The sequence below is a fragment of the Bradyrhizobium sp. TM233 genome, assembly GCF_036247965.1.
Taxonomy (GTDB): Bacteria; Pseudomonadota; Alphaproteobacteria; order Rhizobiales; family Xanthobacteraceae; genus Bradyrhizobium; species Bradyrhizobium ottawaense.
This window is the reverse complement of the sequence record NZ_BTIG01000004.1, coordinates 54,209-72,844: the sequence shown is the minus strand read 5'-3', so window position 1 is coordinate 72,844 and position 18,636 is coordinate 54,209. Positions and strand designations below refer to the sequence as shown.

Annotated in this window: 13 protein-coding genes; 3 read left to right on the top strand and 10 right to left on the bottom strand. The window is 65.2% G+C overall.

Annotation, left to right across the window (positions count from 1 at the left end):
- Window positions 1–62 precede the first annotated feature (62 nt).
- Complete coding sequence (locus tag AABA86_RS11415; protein ID WP_338306783.1) at window positions 63–3,830, bottom strand: vitamin B12-dependent ribonucleotide reductase; 3,768 nt, start codon at window positions 3,828–3,830, stop codon at window positions 63–65.
- Between the two features lie 766 nt (window positions 3,831–4,596).
- On the opposite strand from AABA86_RS11415, the gene AABA86_RS11410 reads away from it, so the two are divergent.
- Window positions 4,597–5,493 (top strand): DMT family transporter, encoded by an 897-nt coding sequence (locus AABA86_RS11410; protein WP_338306782.1) that lies wholly within the window; start codon window positions 4,597–4,599, stop codon window positions 5,491–5,493.
- Between the two features lie 19 nt (window positions 5,494–5,512).
- Here AABA86_RS11410 and AABA86_RS11405 read toward each other — a convergent pair whose 3' ends face one another.
- From AABA86_RS11405 to AABA86_RS11380, 6 genes are all read right to left on the bottom strand, one after another.
- Complete coding sequence (locus AABA86_RS11405; RefSeq protein ID WP_338306781.1) at window positions 5,513–7,312, bottom strand: cache domain-containing protein; 1,800 nt, start codon at window positions 7,310–7,312, stop codon at window positions 5,513–5,515.
- Between the two features lie 8 nt (window positions 7,313–7,320).
- Entirely contained in the window at window positions 7,321–8,292 is a 972-nt protein-coding gene (locus tag AABA86_RS11400) for an ABC transporter substrate-binding protein (protein ID WP_338306780.1), read from the bottom strand.
- A 378-nt stretch (window positions 8,293–8,670) separates the two neighbouring features.
- Window positions 8,671–10,929, bottom strand: a complete 2,259-nt coding sequence (locus AABA86_RS11395) for a CHASE3 domain-containing protein (RefSeq protein WP_338306779.1) — start codon at window positions 10,927–10,929, stop codon at window positions 8,671–8,673.
- A complete protein-coding gene (locus AABA86_RS11390) occupies window positions 10,926–11,348 on the bottom strand; it encodes a response regulator (RefSeq protein WP_212244433.1) in 423 nt (140 codons plus the stop codon). The genes AABA86_RS11395 and AABA86_RS11390 overlap by 4 nt, the downstream gene beginning before the upstream one ends.
- 570 nt (window positions 11,349–11,918) lie before the next feature.
- A complete protein-coding gene (locus AABA86_RS11385) occupies window positions 11,919–12,770 on the bottom strand; it encodes an outer membrane protein (protein WP_338306778.1) in 852 nt (283 codons plus the stop codon).
- A 133-nt stretch (window positions 12,771–12,903) separates the two neighbouring features.
- Window positions 12,904–13,575 carry a BA14K family protein gene (locus AABA86_RS11380; RefSeq protein ID WP_212244424.1) on the bottom strand — a complete coding sequence of 224 codons (672 nt, stop codon included), beginning with the start codon at window positions 13,573–13,575 and terminating at the stop codon, window positions 12,904–12,906.
- Window positions 13,576–13,818: 243 nt separating this feature from the next.
- Between AABA86_RS11380 and AABA86_RS11375 the strand changes: the two genes are divergently transcribed.
- Window positions 13,819–14,226, top strand: a complete 408-nt coding sequence (locus AABA86_RS11375) for an NADH:ubiquinone oxidoreductase subunit NDUFA12 (protein WP_028144863.1) — start codon at window positions 13,819–13,821, stop codon at window positions 14,224–14,226.
- Window positions 14,227–14,726: 500 nt separating this feature from the next.
- On the opposite strand, the gene AABA86_RS11370 is transcribed toward AABA86_RS11375, so the two are convergent.
- Window positions 14,727–15,413, bottom strand: coding sequence for a DJ-1/PfpI family protein (locus AABA86_RS11370; RefSeq protein WP_212244422.1), 687 nt, complete (start codon window positions 15,411–15,413; stop codon window positions 14,727–14,729).
- A gap of 95 nt (window positions 15,414–15,508) precedes the next feature.
- Here AABA86_RS11370 and AABA86_RS11365 point away from each other — a divergent pair, with 95 nt between their 5' ends.
- Window positions 15,509–16,447: a GlxA family transcriptional regulator gene (locus AABA86_RS11365; protein WP_212244420.1), complete on the top strand. Its 939-nt coding sequence runs from the start codon at window positions 15,509–15,511 to the stop codon at window positions 16,445–16,447.
- Here the strand turns inward: AABA86_RS11365 and AABA86_RS11360 are convergent.
- Window positions 16,444–17,448 (bottom strand): Na+-dependent transporter, encoded by a 1,005-nt coding sequence (locus AABA86_RS11360; RefSeq protein ID WP_338306777.1) that lies wholly within the window; start codon window positions 17,446–17,448, stop codon window positions 16,444–16,446. The genes AABA86_RS11365 and AABA86_RS11360 overlap by 4 nt on opposite strands.
- Window positions 17,449–17,564: 116 nt before the next feature.
- Entirely contained in the window at window positions 17,565–18,512 is a 948-nt protein-coding gene (locus tag AABA86_RS11355) for an alpha/beta hydrolase (RefSeq protein WP_338306776.1), read from the bottom strand.
- Window positions 18,513–18,636 lie beyond the last annotated feature (124 nt).

The following is an 18,636-nucleotide window of genomic DNA, read 5'->3' as shown; positions in this document are numbered from 1 at the left end:
GCGGAAGGCTCGGCCCTCCGCCCATCGAAAATGTCGATCCGCGATATCTGAACCGACTAGGCTCACGAACACCCCGTCGTGCTTCCGCAAGTATCGCACTTCATGCACGTGCCATTCCGCACCAGCGTGAAGTTGCCGCACTCCGAGCACATCTCGCCTTCGTAGCCCTTGGCCTTGGCTTCCGCGCGGCGCTCGGCCTTGGTGGGGACGAGGGTCTGGGCGGTGCTGCCGGCCTTGCTCCACTGCAGCGCTTCGAGCTTCTCCGTGGGGGAGAGGTCGTGGGCCGCTTCCTGCTTCAGGGCGACGGCGCCTTCGAGGGCGTCGCCGACGCGGGCGCTGGTGCCGTGCGCGGCGAGCGCGGTGACCTTGCTGCCGCCGGTGGGGGCGCCGTCGTTGCCTTGCGAGACGGCAGCCGAGCCGCCGCGCATCACGACGAGGTTGTCGGTCCGCGAGCGGGTGAGGCCGCGCGACACCAGCTTGTTGGCGTGGTGGGGCTCGTCCGGCTCCTTGCCTTCCTCGACGCCCTTGCCGAGCGCGTCGAAGTTCGACTCGGTCGGATCGACATGGGCGAGGTCGAAGCGAGACATGTAGCTCACCGCCAGTTCGCGGAAGACGTAGTCGAGGATCGAGGTCGCGTACTTGATGCTGTCGTTGCCCTGCACGGGGCCCGCCGGCTCGAAGCGGGTGAAGGTGAAGGCGTCGACATATTCGTCCAGCGGCACGCCGTATTGCAGGCCCAGCGACACCGCGATGGCGAAGTTGTTGATGAAGGAGCGCAGCGCCGCGCCTTCCTTGTGCATGTCGATGAAGATCTCGCCGAGACGGCCGTCATCGTATTCGCCGGTGCGCAGGTAGACCTTGTGGCCGCCGACGACCGCCTTCTGGGTGTAGCCCTTGCGGCGGTCCGGCATCTTCTCGCGCTCGCGCATCACGATGATGCGCTCGACCAGCTTCTCGACGATCTTCTCCGAGACCTGGGCGGCACGCGCCGCCATCGGCTTCTCGTAGAGGCTCTCGACCGCATCATCCTCGTCCTCATCATCGCTGATGAGCTGCGAGTTGAGCGGCTGGCTGAGCTTGGAGCCGTCGCGATAGAGCGCGTTGGCTTTCAGCGCGAGCTTCCACGACAGCATGTAGGCGGACTTGCAGTCCTCCACCGTGGCGTCGTTCGGCATGTTGATGGTCTTGGAGATCGCACCCGAGATGAAGGGCTGCGCCGCCGCCATCATGCGGATGTGGCTCTCGACCGACAGATAACGTTTTCCAATTTTGCCGCAGGGGTTGGCGCAATCGAACACGGAGTAATGTTCCGCCTTCAGATGCGGGGCCCCCTCGACAGTCATCGCGCCGCAGATGTGGACGTTGGCGGCCTCGATCTCGCGTTTTGTAAATCCGACGGCCTGGAGGAGGTCGAAGCCCGGAGCCGCAATGGCTTCCGCGCCGATTCCCAACTGGTCGCGAATAAAATCCTCGCCAAAGGTCCACTTGTTGAAGGCGAACTTGATGTCGAAGGCGGTCGGCAGGGCCTTTTCGACCTTGGCGATGGCTTCGTCGGTGAAGCCCTTGGCCTTCAGGGTCGAGGCGTTGATGCCGGGGGCGTTGGAGAGCGAGCCGTGGCCGACGGCATAGGCCTCGATCTCCGCGATATCAGCTTCGCGATAGCCGAGCGCGCGCAGCGCTGCGGGGACCGCGCGGTTGATGATCTTGAAGTAGCCGCCGCCGGCGAGCTTCTTGAACTTCACCAGCGCGAAGTCGGGCTCGATGCCGGTGGTGTCGCAATCCATCACGAGGCCGATCGTGCCGGTCGGCGCGATCACCGTGGTCTGGGCGTTGCGATAGCCGTGCTGCTCGCCGAGCGCGAGCGCCGCATCCCAAGCCGCCTGCGCGTGGCTGACGAGGTCAGCCTGCGGACAGGACACGAGGTCCATCGGCACGGGGTTGACGCTGAGCGCCTCGTAGCCGGAGGCCTCACCATGCGCGGCGCGGCGGTGGTTGCGGATGACGCGCAGCATGTGCGCGGCGTTCTTCTTGTAGCCGGGGAAGGTGCCGAGCTCGGAGGCCATCTCCGCCGAGGTCTTGTAGGTGATGCCGGTCATGATCGCGGTCAGCGCGCCGGCGATCGCACGGCCTTCCTTGCCGTCATAGGGCAGGCCCATGGTCATCAAGAGGCCGCCGATATTGGCGTAGCCGAGGCCGAGCGTGCGGAACTCGTAGGAGAGTTCGGCGATCGCCTTGGACGGGAACTGCGCCATCATCACCGAGATTTCGAGCACGATGGTCCAGAGCCGGCAGAGATGCTCATAGCCCTCGACGTCGAAGCGCTTGGTCTCGGTGTTGTAGAACGTCAGCAGGTTCGCGGACGCCAGGTTGCACGCGGTGTCATCCAGGAACATGTATTCCGAGCACGGATTGGAGGCGCGGATGTCGCCGGACGCCTTGCAGGTGTGCCAGTCGTTCATGGTGGTGTTGAAGTGCAGGCCCGGGTCGGCCGACGCCCAGGCGGCGTAGCCGATCTTCTCCCAGAGGTCGCGCGCCTTCAGCGTCTTCGTCACCTTCTTGGAGGTGCGGGCGTTCAGGTTCCAGTCGCCATCCGTTTCCACGGCGCGGAGGAAGTCGTCCTTCAGCGAGACCGAGTTGTTGGAGTTCTGGCCGGAGACCGTGAGATAGGCTTCGCTGTCCCAGTCGGTGTCGTAGGTGTCGAACTGGATGTCCTTGTAGCCTTGCTTGGCGAACTGGATGACGCGCTTGATGTAATTGTCAGGCACGAGGCTGCGGCGCGCCAGCTTGATCTCCCGGCGCAGGGCAGGGTTCTTCTCGGGATCGAAGCAATCGTCGCCCGAGCCTTCGCAGTTGACGCAGGCCTTCAGCACCAGCTTGAGGTGCTTCTGGTTGATCTTGGAGCCCGTGACGAGGGCGGCGACCTTCTGCTCCTCCTTCACCTTCCAGTCGATATAGGTCTCGATGTCGGGGTGATCGACGTCGACGACGACCATCTTGGCGGCGCGGCGGGTGGTGCCGCCCGACTTGATCGCGCCCGCGGCGCGGTCGCCGATCTTGAGGAAGCTCATCAGGCCGCTCGAGCGGCCGCCGCCGGAGAGCTTTTCGCCTTCGCCGCGCAGGCGCGAGAAGTTGGAGCCGGTGCCGGAGCCGTATTTGAACAGGCGGGCCTCGCGGACCCAGAGGTCCATGATGCCGCCTTCGTTGACGAGGTCGTCACCGACGCCCTGGATGAAGCAGGCGTGCGGCTGCGGATGCTCGTAGGACGATTTCGAGCGGGTCAGCTTGCCGGTGAAGGGGTCGACGTAATAGTGGCCCTGGCCGGGGCCGTCGATACCATAGGCCCAATGAAGACCGGTGTTGAACCATTGCGGCGAGTTCGGCGCGACCATCTGCATGGCGAGCATGTAGCGGAGCTCGTCGTAGAACGCCTGCGCGTCCTCGTCGGTCGAGAAATACTTGCCCTTCCAGCCCCAATAGGTCCAGCAGCCGGCGAGGCGGTCGAACACCTGCTTGGCGCTGAGCTCGCTGACATAGCGCTCTTTCTCGGGCAGCGCGGCGAGCGCGTCGGTATCGGGCACGGAGCGCCACAGGAAGGAGGGGACGGATTCCTCCTCGACCTTCTTCAGGCGCGCGGCAACGCCGGCTTTGCGGAAATATTTCTGGGCGAGCACGTCGGAGGCGACCTGCGACCACTCGGTCGGGACCTCGACGCCATCAAGTTTAAACACGACCGAGCCGTCGGGATTCCTGATCTCCGACGTGGTCTGGCGGAAATCGATTCCCGCGTAAGGTGACTGTCCCGAAGTGGTGTGGCGCCGCTCAATCCGCATCGTCTTGCCCCGTCCTATTCTTTGACCGGATCCGCCCCTCGTTGAGGGCGTGCCGGGTCGACATTTCGTTTCGCGATGCCTTGCGGCCGTTCGGCCCTGGGGCATCGCAGTTCAGCCGGTGGACCCGGCCCTTGTTCTCCCGACGCGACTCTTCGATGCCTGCATCGATCATCCGCCGGCATGTCCACGCCCATCCGCCCCAACGGGATGCGCGCGACATGCGTTCAACGCCCCACACCATCACAACTTCTATCGATGCCATCCGAGCCTGTTGCCGGCCCGTTCTGGCGCCCGAAAGTCCGCTTATCGCGGGCAGACAAGCCCTCATCCGCTGCCTTTGGCTGGCTTGGCGGAGTTGAGATTTGCGAGACCCTTTGGGGGAGTGCCGGCGGGACGCAAACTCACTCGCGCCGAACGGACCGAAAGCTAGGACTCTCCGTTGCGCCCGTCAAGAACTAGTGCGAGTTCCTGAATCAAATACTAAATATGGTGGATTGCGGGGGATAACAGGGGGCAAGCCCGCGCCTGGTGTGGAGGCAAGTATCAGTGAGTCCTCAGAGATTCCCAACCGAAAAAATTTGCATCCCGTGGTGCTGCGGATGCTTCATCCCGCTGTTCACAGGGCAGGTATATTTTTGAGCCATGGGATTGCGTCAGCGGGACTCACGTAGCCCTACGGAAGGTGAGGGCAGGCATGCCCGCCGAGGCGGTGGCGAGAGGGGCGAATCCGGGCCAAGCTGAGGGTCGATTTTGCCGGACCACCCACATGCTTGATTCGACTCGCCGGGATGCGCGGCCGCGCATCGCCCCGGCCGGCCTGATGTTCCTTGCCATCACCTCGATCGGCTGGGGCTTCAATTGGCCGGTGACCAAATTCCTGCTCTCCGAGCTGCCGCCGCTGATGCTGCGCGGGGTGACCGGCGTGCTCGGGGCGGTGCTGCTGGCGGCGCTGGCGATCATCCGCCGGCAGAGCCTCAAGGTGGACACTGCGATCTGGCCGCGCCTCCTGACCGCCGCCGTGCTCAACGTCACCGGCTGGATGGTGCTGATGGGCCTGGCGCTGCTCTGGCTGCCCGCGAGCGAGGCGGCGCTGATCGCCTACACGATGCCGGTCTGGGCCTCGATCATCGCCTGGCCGGTGCTGGGCGAGCGGCCGACCGTGCTGCGCACGCTGGGGCTGGTGATGGCCTTTGTCGGGCTTGCCTCGATCATGGGCGGCAACGGCATTGCCGCGAGCGTCGAGAAGCTGCCCGGCATCGTCATGGCGCTCGCCGGCGCGCTCGGTTTCGCCATCGGCACGGTGTTCTCGAAGAAGTACCCGATCCATCTGCCGCCGATCACGGCCGCGGCCTGGCAGATCGGGATCGGCTGCCTGCCGATCTCGATCATTGGCCTGTTGGTCGAGACCACGCATCTGGACAAGGTGACGCCGGCCGGCTGGTGGCTGCTGGTGTACTCGACCGTGGTGCAGTTCTGCATCGCTTATGTCAGCTGGTTCGCAGCACTCGCCCGCCTGCCGGCCTCGGTCGCCGCGATCGGCACCATGGCGGTGCCGGTCATCGGCGTCGTCGCCTCCGCGCTCGCGCTGGGCGAGCCGCTGGGGCCGGGGCAGATCGCGGCGCTGATCTTCACGCTGGCGGCCGTGGTGCTGGCGACGCGCTAGCCGTCCGGACGCCGGGGTATCAGTGGTCCTGAGGCTCTTTCTCTCGCCGGTGTTGTCCCGAGCCCGGCGGTTTCAACGGCAGGTCAGCAGGTGCGACAGCAAAGACTTCGAGGGCCTGGTCGTAGCCCTTGATAGTCCGCTGTCCGAGCGATGCCAACGGAACGCTATCCCTTACCCTTCCAGCGATAGTGGGATCAGCCAGGATCTGCGCGTCCTTCGCGAGATTGCAGAGCCGCGACGCCAAATTCACCACGGCTCCCATCGCCGTGTAGTCCAGCCGACCGTTATAACCAACCGTTCCTACCGTTGCCGGTCCCATGGCAACGCCCACACCAAAGCCGATCGCGTGGCCGGCGTCGCACCATTTGCCGGCAAGGGACTGCACCGTCATTTGCAGGTCAATCGCGAGTCGGACCGCTTGAGTTGCCGGCTGTTCGCATGCGACCGGGGCATTGACCAGGAGCATGACTCCGTCGCCATCAAAGCCGATGAGCGTTGCCTCGTGACGAGTCGTCACGGCGCCGACGGCCCCGTAGTACTCGCGCATGACGGCCATGATGACATCGGGTTCATTGCGCGTGGAAAACGCCGTGAAACCGCGTAAGTCGCCAAAAATGACAGCTACTTCGCGTCGCTGCCCTTCGAGCAGTTCATGAGAATGCTCGACCAATTCGGCGACCTGTGATGGCAGGAACTGCTTCAGCCGTTCGATCCGCGCAGATTTCTGCTGCGAGATCGCCAGTTCAGAAGCCATTTCATTGAAGCGCAACGCCAGTTGCTGCAACTCGTCACCGCTGAAGATTTTGATGCGATGCTCGAATTGTCCGGTTCTGATCCGCTCCACGCCCTCTTCCAGTTGCTTGATCGGGCCGGACATTCTGTGCGCGCGCCAATAGGCGAGCGCCAGCGCGATGAGAACACCAAAGGCAATGAGGATTGACGAGCGCCACAACGCCGCGCGAATTGATGCAAAGGCTTCCGAGGCCGGCTGCATCGCGATCACCGTCCATCCCACATCGGCGGCCTGAACGGATAGCGCCACCACCGGGTTGCCTTGGTCCCCGGTTATCACCGCCGCTTCGCTCGCCGCGCCGGCGAGATGCTTGATCCGGCCGAAACTGCCCGAGCTGGCGCGGCCGCGCAGGACCAGACTGATATCGGGATGTGCGATCAGATGACCGGAATCATCGACAACAATGGCGTAGCCGGTCTCGCCAATTCTAATGGCCGCGATGACATCCCAGATCAGCTTCAGATTGACCTCGGCGATCGCAACCCCCGCGGCCGGCAGGCTCCCAGCAACCGCGATCCTCATGTAGGGCTCTGAATCTCGCTGGTACTGAACCGGTCCGTACCAAACCTTGTTGGCGCGTGCGCCCAGAACAGCGGGATCCGTAGACATATCAATGCCGCGCCCGGTCCTGTTCAGATGCAGCCTGGAAACAAAGATCCGTTCGGTACCGGTCTCATCCAGAAGCGAAACCGAAACGATTGCGGGCACCTGCTGGAGGAGGCGCAACGCATCGATCTTATGTTGCGCATCGTCTCCGGCAGACCAGGGAAGCTGCACCATCCAACCCAGCTGATCTCGGATGCCATCGGTGAACGCCTCGATCCTGTCGGACGCCGCGCGAGCATCGGCCTGCAGCACCGCGCTGATCTGGCGGCGCTGGTCTCGGTAACCGAAAGAAGCCTCGACGGCCGCGCCGAGTATCAGAGGCACGACCGCAGCGACAAACAACGTCGCGAAGTACTTGCAGAACAGCGAGCGACGCGGGGGCATCGTACACGAAGAGGACTGCGCAGCACCGTCCGACATAACTAATCTCAGGAGATCACCTTGCTGGCGCGAAACAGGATCGACGACACATCCAGGTCCGTACCCAGAAGCCTGGCTGTCTTCAGATTGACTGCCAGTTCAAACTTCTCGGGGCGCATCACCGGAAGATCTGACGGATTTTCACCGCGCAGGATGCGATCGGCATAAGTGGCAAGCCGAAAATAGGTCGTGCGCTGGTTTGCGCCGTAACTCAAGAGACCACCAGCGTCACAATATTCTGACCAGCCAAACATCGAAGGCAGCCGGTGCGCGATTGCAAACTCCGCGATCTTCGCACGATGCACCAGCGTCACAGCATCGGGAAACACGAGGAGAGCATCCGCGTCCACCTTGCCGCCAGCCATCAACCCATTCTCGATTTCGCGAGCGCCACAGAACGGAACGTAGGCTGCCTCGATGCCGAGTTTCCGGCACGACTCCAAAGTCGCACGCCATTCCAATGGCTCTCCCGGATGATCCGTGTTCGAGAAGACCGCCAGTTTTCGCAGCTTTGGATAAATGTCCTTGAGCAGCTCAACGCGCTTTCCTGCCAGCTCGAGCGACAGGAATGTGCTGCCGGTGAAATTGGTGCCGGGGTGAGCAAGGCTCTTCACCGCACCCAAAGCGACGGGGTCACCGCTCAGTGCAAACAGTACGGGGATGTCGGTGACCGCGGTCATGACGCGTGTCGCCGGACCGCCCGAGACCACAAGGTCGATATCCCCTCGCTGCAACTCGGAGACGATCTTGCGCAGGGCCTGCGGATCTCCGGGGGCATAATGCGTCTCGAAGGTTACGGTCTTGCCCTCGACGTATCCCAGCGCGCGCATTCCCTCGCGAAAGCCGTCCAGGAAGGGATCCGGTTCGGACTGAGTCGAGACCCAGAAGATACGATGCAGCTTGGCTCCGCCCTGCGCCCGTGCGATCGCAGGCCAGGCCAGTCCTCCACCAATCAACAAGATGAACTCTCGTCTTTTCATGCGAGCACCTGTCGAAGTTGCGCCGTCAATTCCGGCCGCAGACCAAGATCCTAGCTGTGCATCCGGTGGCTGCGCTCGGTATCGCGCTCCGCGAGCGGACTGTCGCGACACCGGCTCCAACATTTGTCGCCGAGAGCATGCTCAGAGATTGGGCTGGTGAGACGATTTGTCCTTGAGATGCGCTTGAGTTTTGCTTGAGACCGGCCCGATCGAGATCAAAGCGGCCTTACTCGTTCATGGCGCGGTGTCTAAACACCTCGGGCGCGGATCCGGGCAAGCCACGGCGTCTCAAAAGGACAACCGGAACTCACATCCTGAGCCAGTGCCCTCGCCCCGCTATATGGTGTGACTGGCAACGCGCCTTCGGTAGTTCACGCGTTAGCTCGCCGTCATCGTCCCGCCATTCAGCGCCTTCCTGATCATCTCGGCGAGCTGGTTGCGGCGATAGGGCTTTGTCAGCAGCATCACGCCGTCATCGAGCTTGCCGTGATGGACGATGGCGTTGTCGGTGTAGCCCGAGGTGTAGAGCACCTTCACGCCCGGCCGCAGCTTGGCCACCTCGTCGGCGAGGTCGCGCCCGCTCATGCCGCCGGGGATGACGACGTCGGTGAAGAGGAGATCGAACGGCTGGCCGGCCTCGATCAATTCCAGCGCGGATTTGCCGTCGGGCGCGGCAATCGTCTTGTAGCCGAGGCTCTCGAGCTGCGCGGTGACGAAGTTGCGCACGAGGTTGTCGTCCTCGACGACGAAGATGGTCTCGGCGCCGCCCTCGACCTGCGGCGCGACGGCCGCGGCCACGTCCGCCGTGCCTTCGCCCGGCGGCAGATAGAGCTTGATCGTGGTGCCGTGGTTTTCCTCGCTGTAGATCTTGATGTGGCCGCCGGACTGCTTGACGAAACCGTAGACCATGGAGAGGCCGAGGCCCGATCCCTTGCCGACTTCCTTGGTGGTGAAGAAGGGCTCGAACGCCTTCTGCTGGATGTCGGGCGACATGCCGGTGCCGGTGTCGCTGACGGCGAGCATGACGTAGGGGCCGGCCACCACGTCCGCATGGGCCTGCGCATAGGCCTCATCCAGCACGACGCGGTGGGTCTCCAGCAGCAGCTTGCCGCCGTTCGGCATGGCGTCGCGCGCGTTGATCGCCATGTTGAGCACGGCATTGGTGAGCCGGGACGGATCGATGTGCGCGGTCATCGGGCCCTGTTCCAGCACGGTCTCGATCTGGATCTGCTCGCCGAGGGTGGGGCGCAGGAGTTTCGCGATGTCCGCGATCGCGGCGTTGATCTCGACGTTGCGCGGCTGCAGCGGCTGCCTGCGCGCAAACGCGAGCAGATGCTGGATCAGCTCGGCGCAGCGCTCGGCGGCATCGTCGATCAGCTGCGCCGCGCGCTGGAGCTCGGGCTGCTGTTTCAGGCTCGCCACCAGCGTCTCGGTGTTGCCGGAGATCACGGTCAGCATGTTGTTGAAGTCGTGCGCGACGCCGCCGGTCAACTTGCCGATCGCGTCCAGCTTCTGCGATTGGTACAGCTGCCGCTCGGTCTCGCGCGACATGGTCGCGTCGTGATAGACCAGCACCGCGCCGGAGATGTCGCCTTGCCCGTCCAGCATCGGCCGGCCGCTGATCATGAGATGGCGGGGAGGATTGCCGCTGTGCGGGCGGACGATCATCTCCAGATCCTCGAACTGCTCGCCGCGCAGCACGCGCACCGAGGGCAGCTCGTCGGCCTTGAGCGGCGTGACGCCGTCGCCGTGAAACACATCCGACAGCGCGCGCAGATTGCGCAGGTTCATGCCGGCGCGATGCAGCAGCATACGCTCCGCGGCCGGATTGGACAGCAGGACGTTGCCCTCGGCGTCGATGACCAGCACCGCCTCCGCCATGCTGTGAAACGTGCTCTGAAGCACGTTGACCGACAGGCGCAGTTCGTCATGCGCGGTCACCAGATGCTCGGTGCGCTCGGCGACCGCCGCCGCGAGCGCATCCTTGGCGGCCGTGGTCTCGGTCAGCGTGCTCTGTAGCTGCACCGTGGCGCGCCGGCTTTCGCGCATCACCAGCGCGACCAGCAGCAGGATCAGCACGGCGCCGGCGACGTCGATGCCGAGCAGCACGATGCCGGTACGGCGCGAATCCTGGGAGCGCGCGGTGAGCAGGCGTTCTTCATCCGCGCTCAGATGGTCGAGATTGCCCATCACCGTGTCCATCAGGCCGCGGCCCTCGGCCTTGCCGTTGAGCGCGGCAATGCCGGCCTGGTCGTTCGTCGCGCGCAGGCGCATCGCTTCGGCGGCGATCTCGACCCGGCGCAGCGCCAGCGGTTCGGTGCCCTCCAACAGAGCGACCTGATCGGGATTGTCGCGCACGCCGCGCTTCAGCTCGGCCAGCGCCGGCGCGATCTGGACCCGCACGCTCTGAAACTCGTCGGCAAGCGTCGGGCTGCGATAGAGTTCGTAGCCGCGTGCGGCGCTCTCGGCGCGGCGCAGCAGCACGCGCAGGTCGGAGATCCGCTTCTGCACCTGGACGGTGTGATTGACCCACGTCGCATCGGACCGCGACTTGACGTCGAGGGCGATCGAGGCCGCGGTGATGATCAGGAGGATGGCAAGTCCGGCACCGAGAATGACGCGCTGCGTTGGGATCAAGGGGCTTCTTTCTTGTCCTTCGGCTGTGCGCTCTCGCCCGGACCGGCGAGGCATTCCCGGATCGTGGTCAGCAGCGCTTCGGGCGTGAACGGCTTGCGCAGGCAGCGCGTAGCGCCGAGCTCCAGCGCCATGCGGAGGAAATCAGGAGAGGGCGAGGCGGATGAGGCGAAGGCGTAGCCGGACATCGCGATCAACGGAGTAGCCGGCGCGCGCTCGTGAAAGATGCGGATCGACTCGAAGCCGCGCATATGCGGCATGAAGATATCAACGAGCATCACCTCAAAGGCCTGCGCTTCCAGCGCAGCCAGTCCTGTTTCACCACCGTCGGTCAGCGTGACGTCGAAGCCCTGACGTTGGAGGAGGACCTCGATGGTCGCGCCGACCATCGGATCGTCATCAACCACGAGAATACGCGGCATGACACTTCCCAGTAATCGAAGTCCCCACTGTGATTGGTGATATCCGCGAATCGTGTCTCTGGTCAATTTTGGATTGGATCAGGGTAGATATGCACGGTGCGGTGCATAGGGGCTGCAAGCGCGAGTTCCATCAGGTGTTGCGGGCCTTGCGTCATCCACACGCCATGGTTCGCGCAAAGGGCACGCGGCACGCGAGGTGCGAGCAACTTCGATGAAAGGTTGAAGCAAGATCGAGGGGATCGCGAGGCCGGACGCGATCGGTGCGCTCCGCAATGCCTTTGGATAGGGTTGCCCGCCCCCACGACGCACAGCGCAATTGCTTTTGAGAGCGAACCCCGCGGCCATCCTTCGAGACGCCCGCTTTGGTCAGGCTCTCAGGATGAGGTCGACATGCGTGGCAGCAGTTGCAGCAGGCACAATGCTGCTTAGCCTCATTTTGAGGAGACCGCTGGAAGCGGTCCTCTCGAAGGACGAGGCGGGCGTTCAGGCGTTGCCAAAGGTCAAATCCGATTCCCTGCCATCACGCGGAGACGAAGAAGGATGGCGGCGCTCAGGCCGGTCCAGCCAAGATCAATAGCGCGCGACGACCGGGCCGCCGAAGCGGTAGTTGACGCGTGCGGTCACCTGATCAGTGGTCAATCTGCCGGTCGTCGTGTCGGCTCCCGCCGTGCCGCCGAAACCGTCGGGGATCACGATGTTGACGCTGCGTCGGCCGAAATCCGAATGACGATATTCGGCGGCGAGGCTCCATTGATTGGCGAACGCCCACTCGACGCCGCCGCCGAGAGTCCAGCCCCAACGGGTTTCGGAGCCGCTGCCCGCCGACGTGAAGGTGCCTGCGGGGAGGGCGATACCCGGACCATTCACCACCGTCGTCTTGCTGCTGCCGACATCGGCAACGGCGGCGCCACCGGTTGCATAGAACAGGACGCGGTCCGCGGTGAACCCGAGCCGGCCGCGGAACGAGGCCATCCAGTTGATATGACCGTAATCGACGGTTACGGTTTGGGTCACCGGCGTGCCGATGATGAGCGGAGCGCCGAAGGTCCGCGACCGCGTTTCGGTCGCCCCATCAAAGCCCGTGCCGACGGCATCGGCTTCAACACCGAGCACGACGCGCTGCACCTGCCAATTGTATCCGGCCTGGAGACCGCCGATCACGGCGCCCTTGGTGCCGGGTCCTGTCAGCGTATCCAACAGCGCGGGGAAGACGGTTGGGACCGCAGCGTTCGGCGGCAGGACGATGAAGCCCGGAAAGACAACGCCGTTGTACGTGTCCGACGAATTGCGGCTCCAGGCTCCGCCGATATTTCCGCCGACATAGAAGCCGGTCCAGCTGAAAACCGGCGCAGGAACTGCCACGGGTGCCTTGACCGCCATGTCGGCGGCACTAGCCGCCGCAACTCCTGCCAACAGGGCCAAGTCGCTTCCCCCCTTTGCAGGGCGTCACCGGTGGACTGGGGAAATTGCAGGCGGCTTGCAGAACAGACATGGGCGGCGCCGGCCATCACCGGTGCCGCCCATGCGATTTGTTGCATCGATCGTTCAGGCCGTCTTACGGGCAGGGATGCCGCTGGCCGTCATAACCGAGATAAGTGCCCGAAGCCGGGTCATATGATCTGTAGCGCTGCGCGCAATAGGCCGAGGAGTCGCCGCCGCTATCGGGGACCACCGCCACGGACGGCTCATCATAGTAGCTGTCGCCATAGTAGTAGGGGTCATCGTAATAGCCGCCGCCGCCATAATAGGCATACGAGCCGAGTCCGCCGATCGCCGCACCGGCCGCGAAGCCCGGCCAGAAGCCGCCGCGACGATGATGATGCCAGCCTCCACCGTTCCAATTGCCGCTGCGGCCTTGCCAGGTGCCGCCGTTGGCGGCTGCAAAGTTACGGCTGACGCCACCGGTGAAGGACGTGCCGCCGCTCGGACGTACCGCTGGGCCGGCCGCGAAGTTGCCGCCACCTCCCTGCAACGCGGGGCCGCCGCCAATCCGTGCTCCGCCACCGAAGCTGCCACCGCCCATGCGCGCGCCGCCGCCACCACCGAAGTGAGCGCCGCCGCCGCCACCGCCGATGTGAGCGCCACCACCACCACCGCCGATGTGGCCGCCACCGCCGCCACCGCCGCCACGGCCGCCGCCGCCGGGCCCCTGTGCAAAGCTCGGTGAGGTCATGGGTAGAACGAGCGCCAGCGCTGCGGCGGCACTCAAAACTTTCAGATTTTTCATGATAAAACTCCTTTCCCGGAAGCAAACCCTATGAAGGGGCTGGGGTTCCTGGGATCACGCCGGTTTGCGCGTGAAGGGAGCCTCGCTCTCAATGGCTGTACCCGGCATGAACGGATCGCGTCCGATTTGCGGCAGCGTTCATGGCGAGGCCAGCGCATTTGCCGGGGGCACCGCCGCCCTGCCGAACTGGACATTTCCCCGCCCGGATGGCATCAGGACCCGACGAAGCAGGGCCCTTGCCGCATGAAACAATTCTTCCTCAAGTTCTTCACCTGGTGGAATGGCCAGACTTTTGGCACCCAGCTCTGGACCAAGCGGTACGGGGAACTGGTCGGCCAGGACGAGCAGGGCAATCTCTACTATCGCACCCGCGGCGGGGCGGTCGATCCGACGCTCGGCTTCGAGCGGCGCTGGGTGGTCTATAACGGCTATGCGGAAGCCAGCCGGATCCCGCCGTCCTGGCACGGCTGGATTCATCACGTCGTCGATGTGCCGCCGACCGAGGCCAACTATCAGCCGCGCGAGTGGGAAAAGCCGCACCAGCCGAATCTCACCGGCACGGCAAAAGCCTATCGGCCCTCGGGCTCGACCCTCGCCAGCGGCAAGCGTCCGAAGGCGACCGGCGACTATCAGCCCTGGACGCCTGGCTAGGCTTTCCGTCCTCCCTCGAATCTCGATTCGTTCGGTTGGATGCACGCGCATCCGCCTCGCCCTGCTGTGGACAACGGGAACAGCGGGGACGGCGTCTGCGCGGGCATTGTGGCCACGCAAGCCATGCGGCTCAATGACCCCATCTTACGGAGATGGGAGACCATCGCGTTCGGTTCGGGCAACAGTTCGCGACTGTCCCGAGATGCAGCGGCCGCCGAGTAAGGACTCGATCGGGAGATAGGCCCCCGGTCTGGAAGTTCCGAAATCGCCCGATGGAATGTGCAGCCGCCGTAAGACAGGAAAGGCCGCTCGGGAAACCGAGCGGCCTTTTTCTTTTCGGGACCGGCACGAAGGTCGCGTGCTCCTGACGCTGCGCAGCATGAAGTGGTGTGCTGCAGAGCCGGGGCCCATGCAACAGCGATCCGCGTGGCTCCCTGGGTCCCGGCTCTGCGCAGCAGCGCTAGGCGCTGCAGCGCGTCCGGGACGCGAGCGTGTGGAGGCTACGTCACCCTTTCCGCCGCGCGCTTGACTGCTTCCAGGCGCTTGGCCTGGTTTTGCGCGCCGCGCTCTCTCAGCAAGGCCAAGACTTCGGCGGGCGCCGTATCGGGCGAGCCCGAATTGAAGGGCGGGGCTGGGTTGTATTCCATCTGGAGCTGGATTGCTTCCGCCGTGGTGCGGTCGACCATGAGGGAGACCAGCGTGAGCGCGAAATCGATTCCCGCGGTGACGCCGCCGCCGGTGATGCGATTGCGGTCGACGCAGACGCGCGTCCTGGTCGGCGTTGCGCCGAACTGGCCGAGCATCTCCATCGCGCTCCAATGAGTGGCGGCGCGATAGCCCTTCAACAGTCCGGCGGCGCCGAGCGCCAGCGATCCCGTGCAAACGGAGGTCACGTATTTTGCGCCTTCGGCCTGCTTGCGCAGGAAGTCGAGCACCTCCTCATCGTTGAGCAGGTCGTTGGTGCCGCCGCCGCCGGGCACGCAGATCACGTCGAGCTGCGGGCAATCCGCGAACGTCGTGGTCGGCGTCAGCGTCAGCACGGAATCGCTCGGTACCGGCTCGATCCGCTTCCAGATCAGATGCAACGTCGCGCCGGGCACCATGGAGAACACCTGCAAGGGACCGGTGAAGTCGAGCTGGGTGACGCGCGGAAACACCAGAAGACCGATCTGGAGCGGTGACGACATCGGCAGGTCCTCCAAAGATGAGCTTGACGCGCGAAGACTGGCATGGTGCGGTCGTGTCTGAAATGGCGTAATTCCCACTATTTCGGACATACCCTATGATCGGCATCCTGATCTTCCCGGATTTCCAGCTGCTCGATGCGGCCGGCCCGATCTCGGTGTTCGAGGTCGCGGCGCGCTGCACCGGCAAGACGCTTGCGCTGCGCGTGCTGGCCGCGAGCGCGGGACTGGTGCGCAGCTCGTCGGGCGTCGAGATGATGGCGCGCGACTTCAAGTCGGCGAATGCGATCACGACGCTGGTGGTCGCGGGCGGCGCGGGCGTTGCGGATGCCGCGCGCTGCGAGGTCACGCGCGCCTTCGTGCAGCGGCTGGCGCGGCGCGGCGTGCGCGTCGCGAGCGTCTGCTCGGGCGCCTATGTGCTGGCCGAGGCGGGGCTGCTCGACGGCCGCCGCGCCACCACGCATTGGGGCCGGACGCGCGATTTCGTCGCGCGCTATCCGAAGGTGAAGTTCGAGCCGGACCAGATCTTCACCCGCGACGGCAATGTCTGGACGTCGGCCGGCATCACCGCGGGGATCGATCTGGCGCTCGCGATGGTCACCGAGGACCATGGCGAGGAGATCGCGCAGGCCGTCGCGCGGCAGCTCGTGCTCTACCATCGCCGCAGCGGCGGCCAGTCGCAGTTCTCCTCGCTGCTGGAGCTGAAGACGCCGAACGGCCGCTTCGGCGCGCTGTTGTCCTGGGCGCGCGAAAATCTCGATGCGCCGCTGACGGTGGAGGACCTCGCCGATCGCGCCGGCATGAGCGCACGGCATTTCGCCCGCGCCTTCGCCGCCGAGACCGGCGCGACGCCGTCGAAGGCGATCGAGCGGCTGCGGCTCGAAGTCGCGCGCGAGCGCGTGCAGTCCTCGCGCGAGGCGATCGAGCTCGTCGCAGAGGCGACCGGCTTCGGCGACCCCGAGCGCATGCGGCGCGCCTTCATCCGCGCCTTCGGCCAGCCGCCGCAGGCGCTGCGGCGGGCGGCGCGGGCGGGCTAGGGCGTGCTCGTCGCGGCAGAGCCGGAGGCCCGCGCGCGCGCCGTCAAGCGCCGCGCGATCGGCGTCAGCATGTAGGGCGCAAGATGAATCGGAAACTGCGTCATCGCGAAATAGAGCCAGGTGGTGGGCGGCAATGCGCCGGCCGTGGCCGCCAGCATCAGGCCGAGATTGCGCTGTGACACCATCAACCCGAGTGCGAGCGCGCGTTCATAGCCGATGCGGCGGAACAGCAGCGTGGTGATCGCGAGCAGGGTGAAGTAGATCGCGAACGACAGAGCCGCGAGGCTGAGGGTGAAAAGCGGCTCGCGCACGAGGTCGCTCACGACATCGCCCATGATCGCGGCAGCGAAGATGAAGAGGATGACGATGTTGAGGCCGTCGATCGGCGTCTTGTGACGCTGGATCGCCTCCGCGCCGAAGATCCATCGGATGGCGGTCGCCGCGAGCAGCGATGCTGCGAGGATGCCGAGCAGTTTCAAGCCCAGCGTCAGCGGCGTGACGCTGAGCATGTCGCCGAGGAAGAGGCCGGCGAATAGCGAGGCCGTGAAGGGCACCAGCGCGGTCGAGGTCACCAGCGTGATCAGCACGAGCGTGGCATCGAGACCCATCAGCGCGGCCAGTGCCGGGGAGGCCATCATCGGCGAGGCCATGCTCTGGAGCATCAGTGCGAGCGAAAGCCCGGGCGCGCGCGCCGTGAGCCCGGTTGCGTGCGCGATCAGTCCGACGATCAGCGGCACGCCGATCGTGGTCCAGGCCGTGGCGGTTGCAACCAGCGCCGGCCGGCGCAGATGGCCGTAGAGCGCAACGAGATCGACCCGCATGAAGGAGATGCAGAGCAGGCACAGGATCGCCTCGGTGAGATAGGGACGCAGCAGCGCGCCGAGCGGTGGCACCGCGGCCGCGATGAAGACGACAGCGGCGACTCCGCGCGTGCCCTGGCTGCCGAGCCAGGTCAGGCCGCGCAGCGGGAGGGCGAGGGCAGTTGTGAGGATGGAAGGCATCTCGATGAGTGTCGGTACGTAGCGCGGACGAGCGCAGCGATGTCAGGGACGGTCTTTCCGTGTCGTGAGAGCGGTCCCGCATGTCGCTCTCGCTCCTGCGGCCTACGGGAGTTTCGCTATCCCAATCCCTTCAGCCACGCGCCGATCTCGCCGACGGCGACATTGGCCTGCTGCAACAGCTTGCCCATGGTGAAGAAGCCATGGAATTGGCCGGGATAGTGCTTGGTCGTGACGGATACGCCGGCCTGCCTGAGGCGCTCGGCATATTCGTCGCCTTCGTCGCGCAGCGGATCGGCGCCGGCGGTCAGCACATAGGCCGGCGGCAGCCCGGCCAGGTTTTGCGCACGCGCCGGCGAAGCGCGCCAGTCGTGGATGTCGGCGGCGCCATTGAGGTAGTGGTCGCGAAACCAGCGGATCACCGAATGCGTCAGCAGCACGCTGGTCTCGGGCTCGCTGTGGGAGCCGTGCGTCATGGCGAAATCGGTGGCGGGATAGATCAGCAGCTGGCCCGCGAGCGCGGGACCGCCCGCCTCACGCGCGGCGAGCGCCACGACCGCGGTGAGATTGCCGCCGGCGCTATCGCCGCCGATCGAGAGGCGTGAGGCATCGATGCCGAGCTCGCGCGCGTTCGCGGCGATCCATTGGGTCGCGGCAATGGCGTCCTCGATGGCCGCGGGAAACTTGTGCTCCGGCGCGAGACGGTAGTCGACCGAGATCACGATCAGCGCGCCGTCGACCGCGAGCTGTCGGCAGACGACGTCGTGGGAGTCGAGATCGCCGATCACCCAGCCGCCGCCATGGAAGAACACCAGCGCCGGCGACAGGCCGTCGTGCCGGCGCGGCGCCTTGGGAACGTAGAGGCGTGCGGGGATCACCCCGTGCTGCGCCGGGATCGATAGCGGCGTGACGCGCGCGAGCTCCGGCGGCTCGGGGTTGGTGGCAAAGCGCGCCTGAGCATAATAGGCGCGCGCTTCCGGCGCGGTCAGGGTCTCGTAGGCGGGGCGGCCGGCCTCCTGGAAAGCCTTGTAGACGGCGGCGGCATCGGGATCGAGCACAACGGGCATGAAGGGGCGCACCTCGGGGGTTCCGGTTGTCGTTGGATGTCATTTTCGGGGCGATGCCCGCCTCGCGCCCCTGGGAGGGCTTTCCGACTATCCCACCCGTTAGCCGCCCTGGCCAGCGGGCGGC

Excerpts from the sequence above, each read along its gene's own strand:
- AABA86_RS11370 (WP_212244422.1), bottom strand. The coding sequence starts at position 15,413 with ATGTCGTCACCGCTCCAGATCGGTCTTCTGGTGTTTCCGCGCGTCACC.
- AABA86_RS11375 (WP_028144863.1), top strand. The coding sequence starts at position 13,819 with ATGAAACAATTCTTCCTCAAGTTCTTCACCTGGTGGAATGGCCAGACT.
- AABA86_RS11400 (WP_338306780.1), bottom strand. The coding sequence starts at position 8,292 with ATGAAAAGACGAGAGTTCATCTTGTTGATTGGTGGAGGACTGGCCTGG.
- AABA86_RS11360 (WP_338306777.1), bottom strand. The coding sequence starts at position 17,448 with ATGCCTTCCATCCTCACAACTGCCCTCGCCCTCCCGCTGCGCGGCCTG.
- AABA86_RS11365 (WP_212244420.1), top strand. The coding sequence starts at position 15,509 with ATGATCGGCATCCTGATCTTCCCGGATTTCCAGCTGCTCGATGCGGCC.
- AABA86_RS11405 (WP_338306781.1), bottom strand. The coding sequence starts at position 7,312 with ATGTCGGACGGTGCTGCGCAGTCCTCTTCGTGTACGATGCCCCCGCGT.
- AABA86_RS11380 (WP_212244424.1), bottom strand. The coding sequence starts at position 13,575 with ATGAAAAATCTGAAAGTTTTGAGTGCCGCCGCAGCGCTGGCGCTCGTT.
- AABA86_RS11415 (WP_338306783.1), bottom strand. The coding sequence starts at position 3,830 with ATGCGGATTGAGCGGCGCCACACCACTTCGGGACAGTCACCTTACGCG.
- AABA86_RS11355 (WP_338306776.1), bottom strand. The coding sequence starts at position 18,512 with ATGCCCGTTGTGCTCGATCCCGATGCCGCCGCCGTCTACAAGGCTTTC.
- AABA86_RS11390 (WP_212244433.1), bottom strand. The coding sequence starts at position 11,348 with ATGCCGCGTATTCTCGTGGTTGATGACGATCCGATGGTCGGCGCGACC.
- AABA86_RS11410 (WP_338306782.1), top strand. The coding sequence starts at position 4,597 with ATGCTTGATTCGACTCGCCGGGATGCGCGGCCGCGCATCGCCCCGGCC.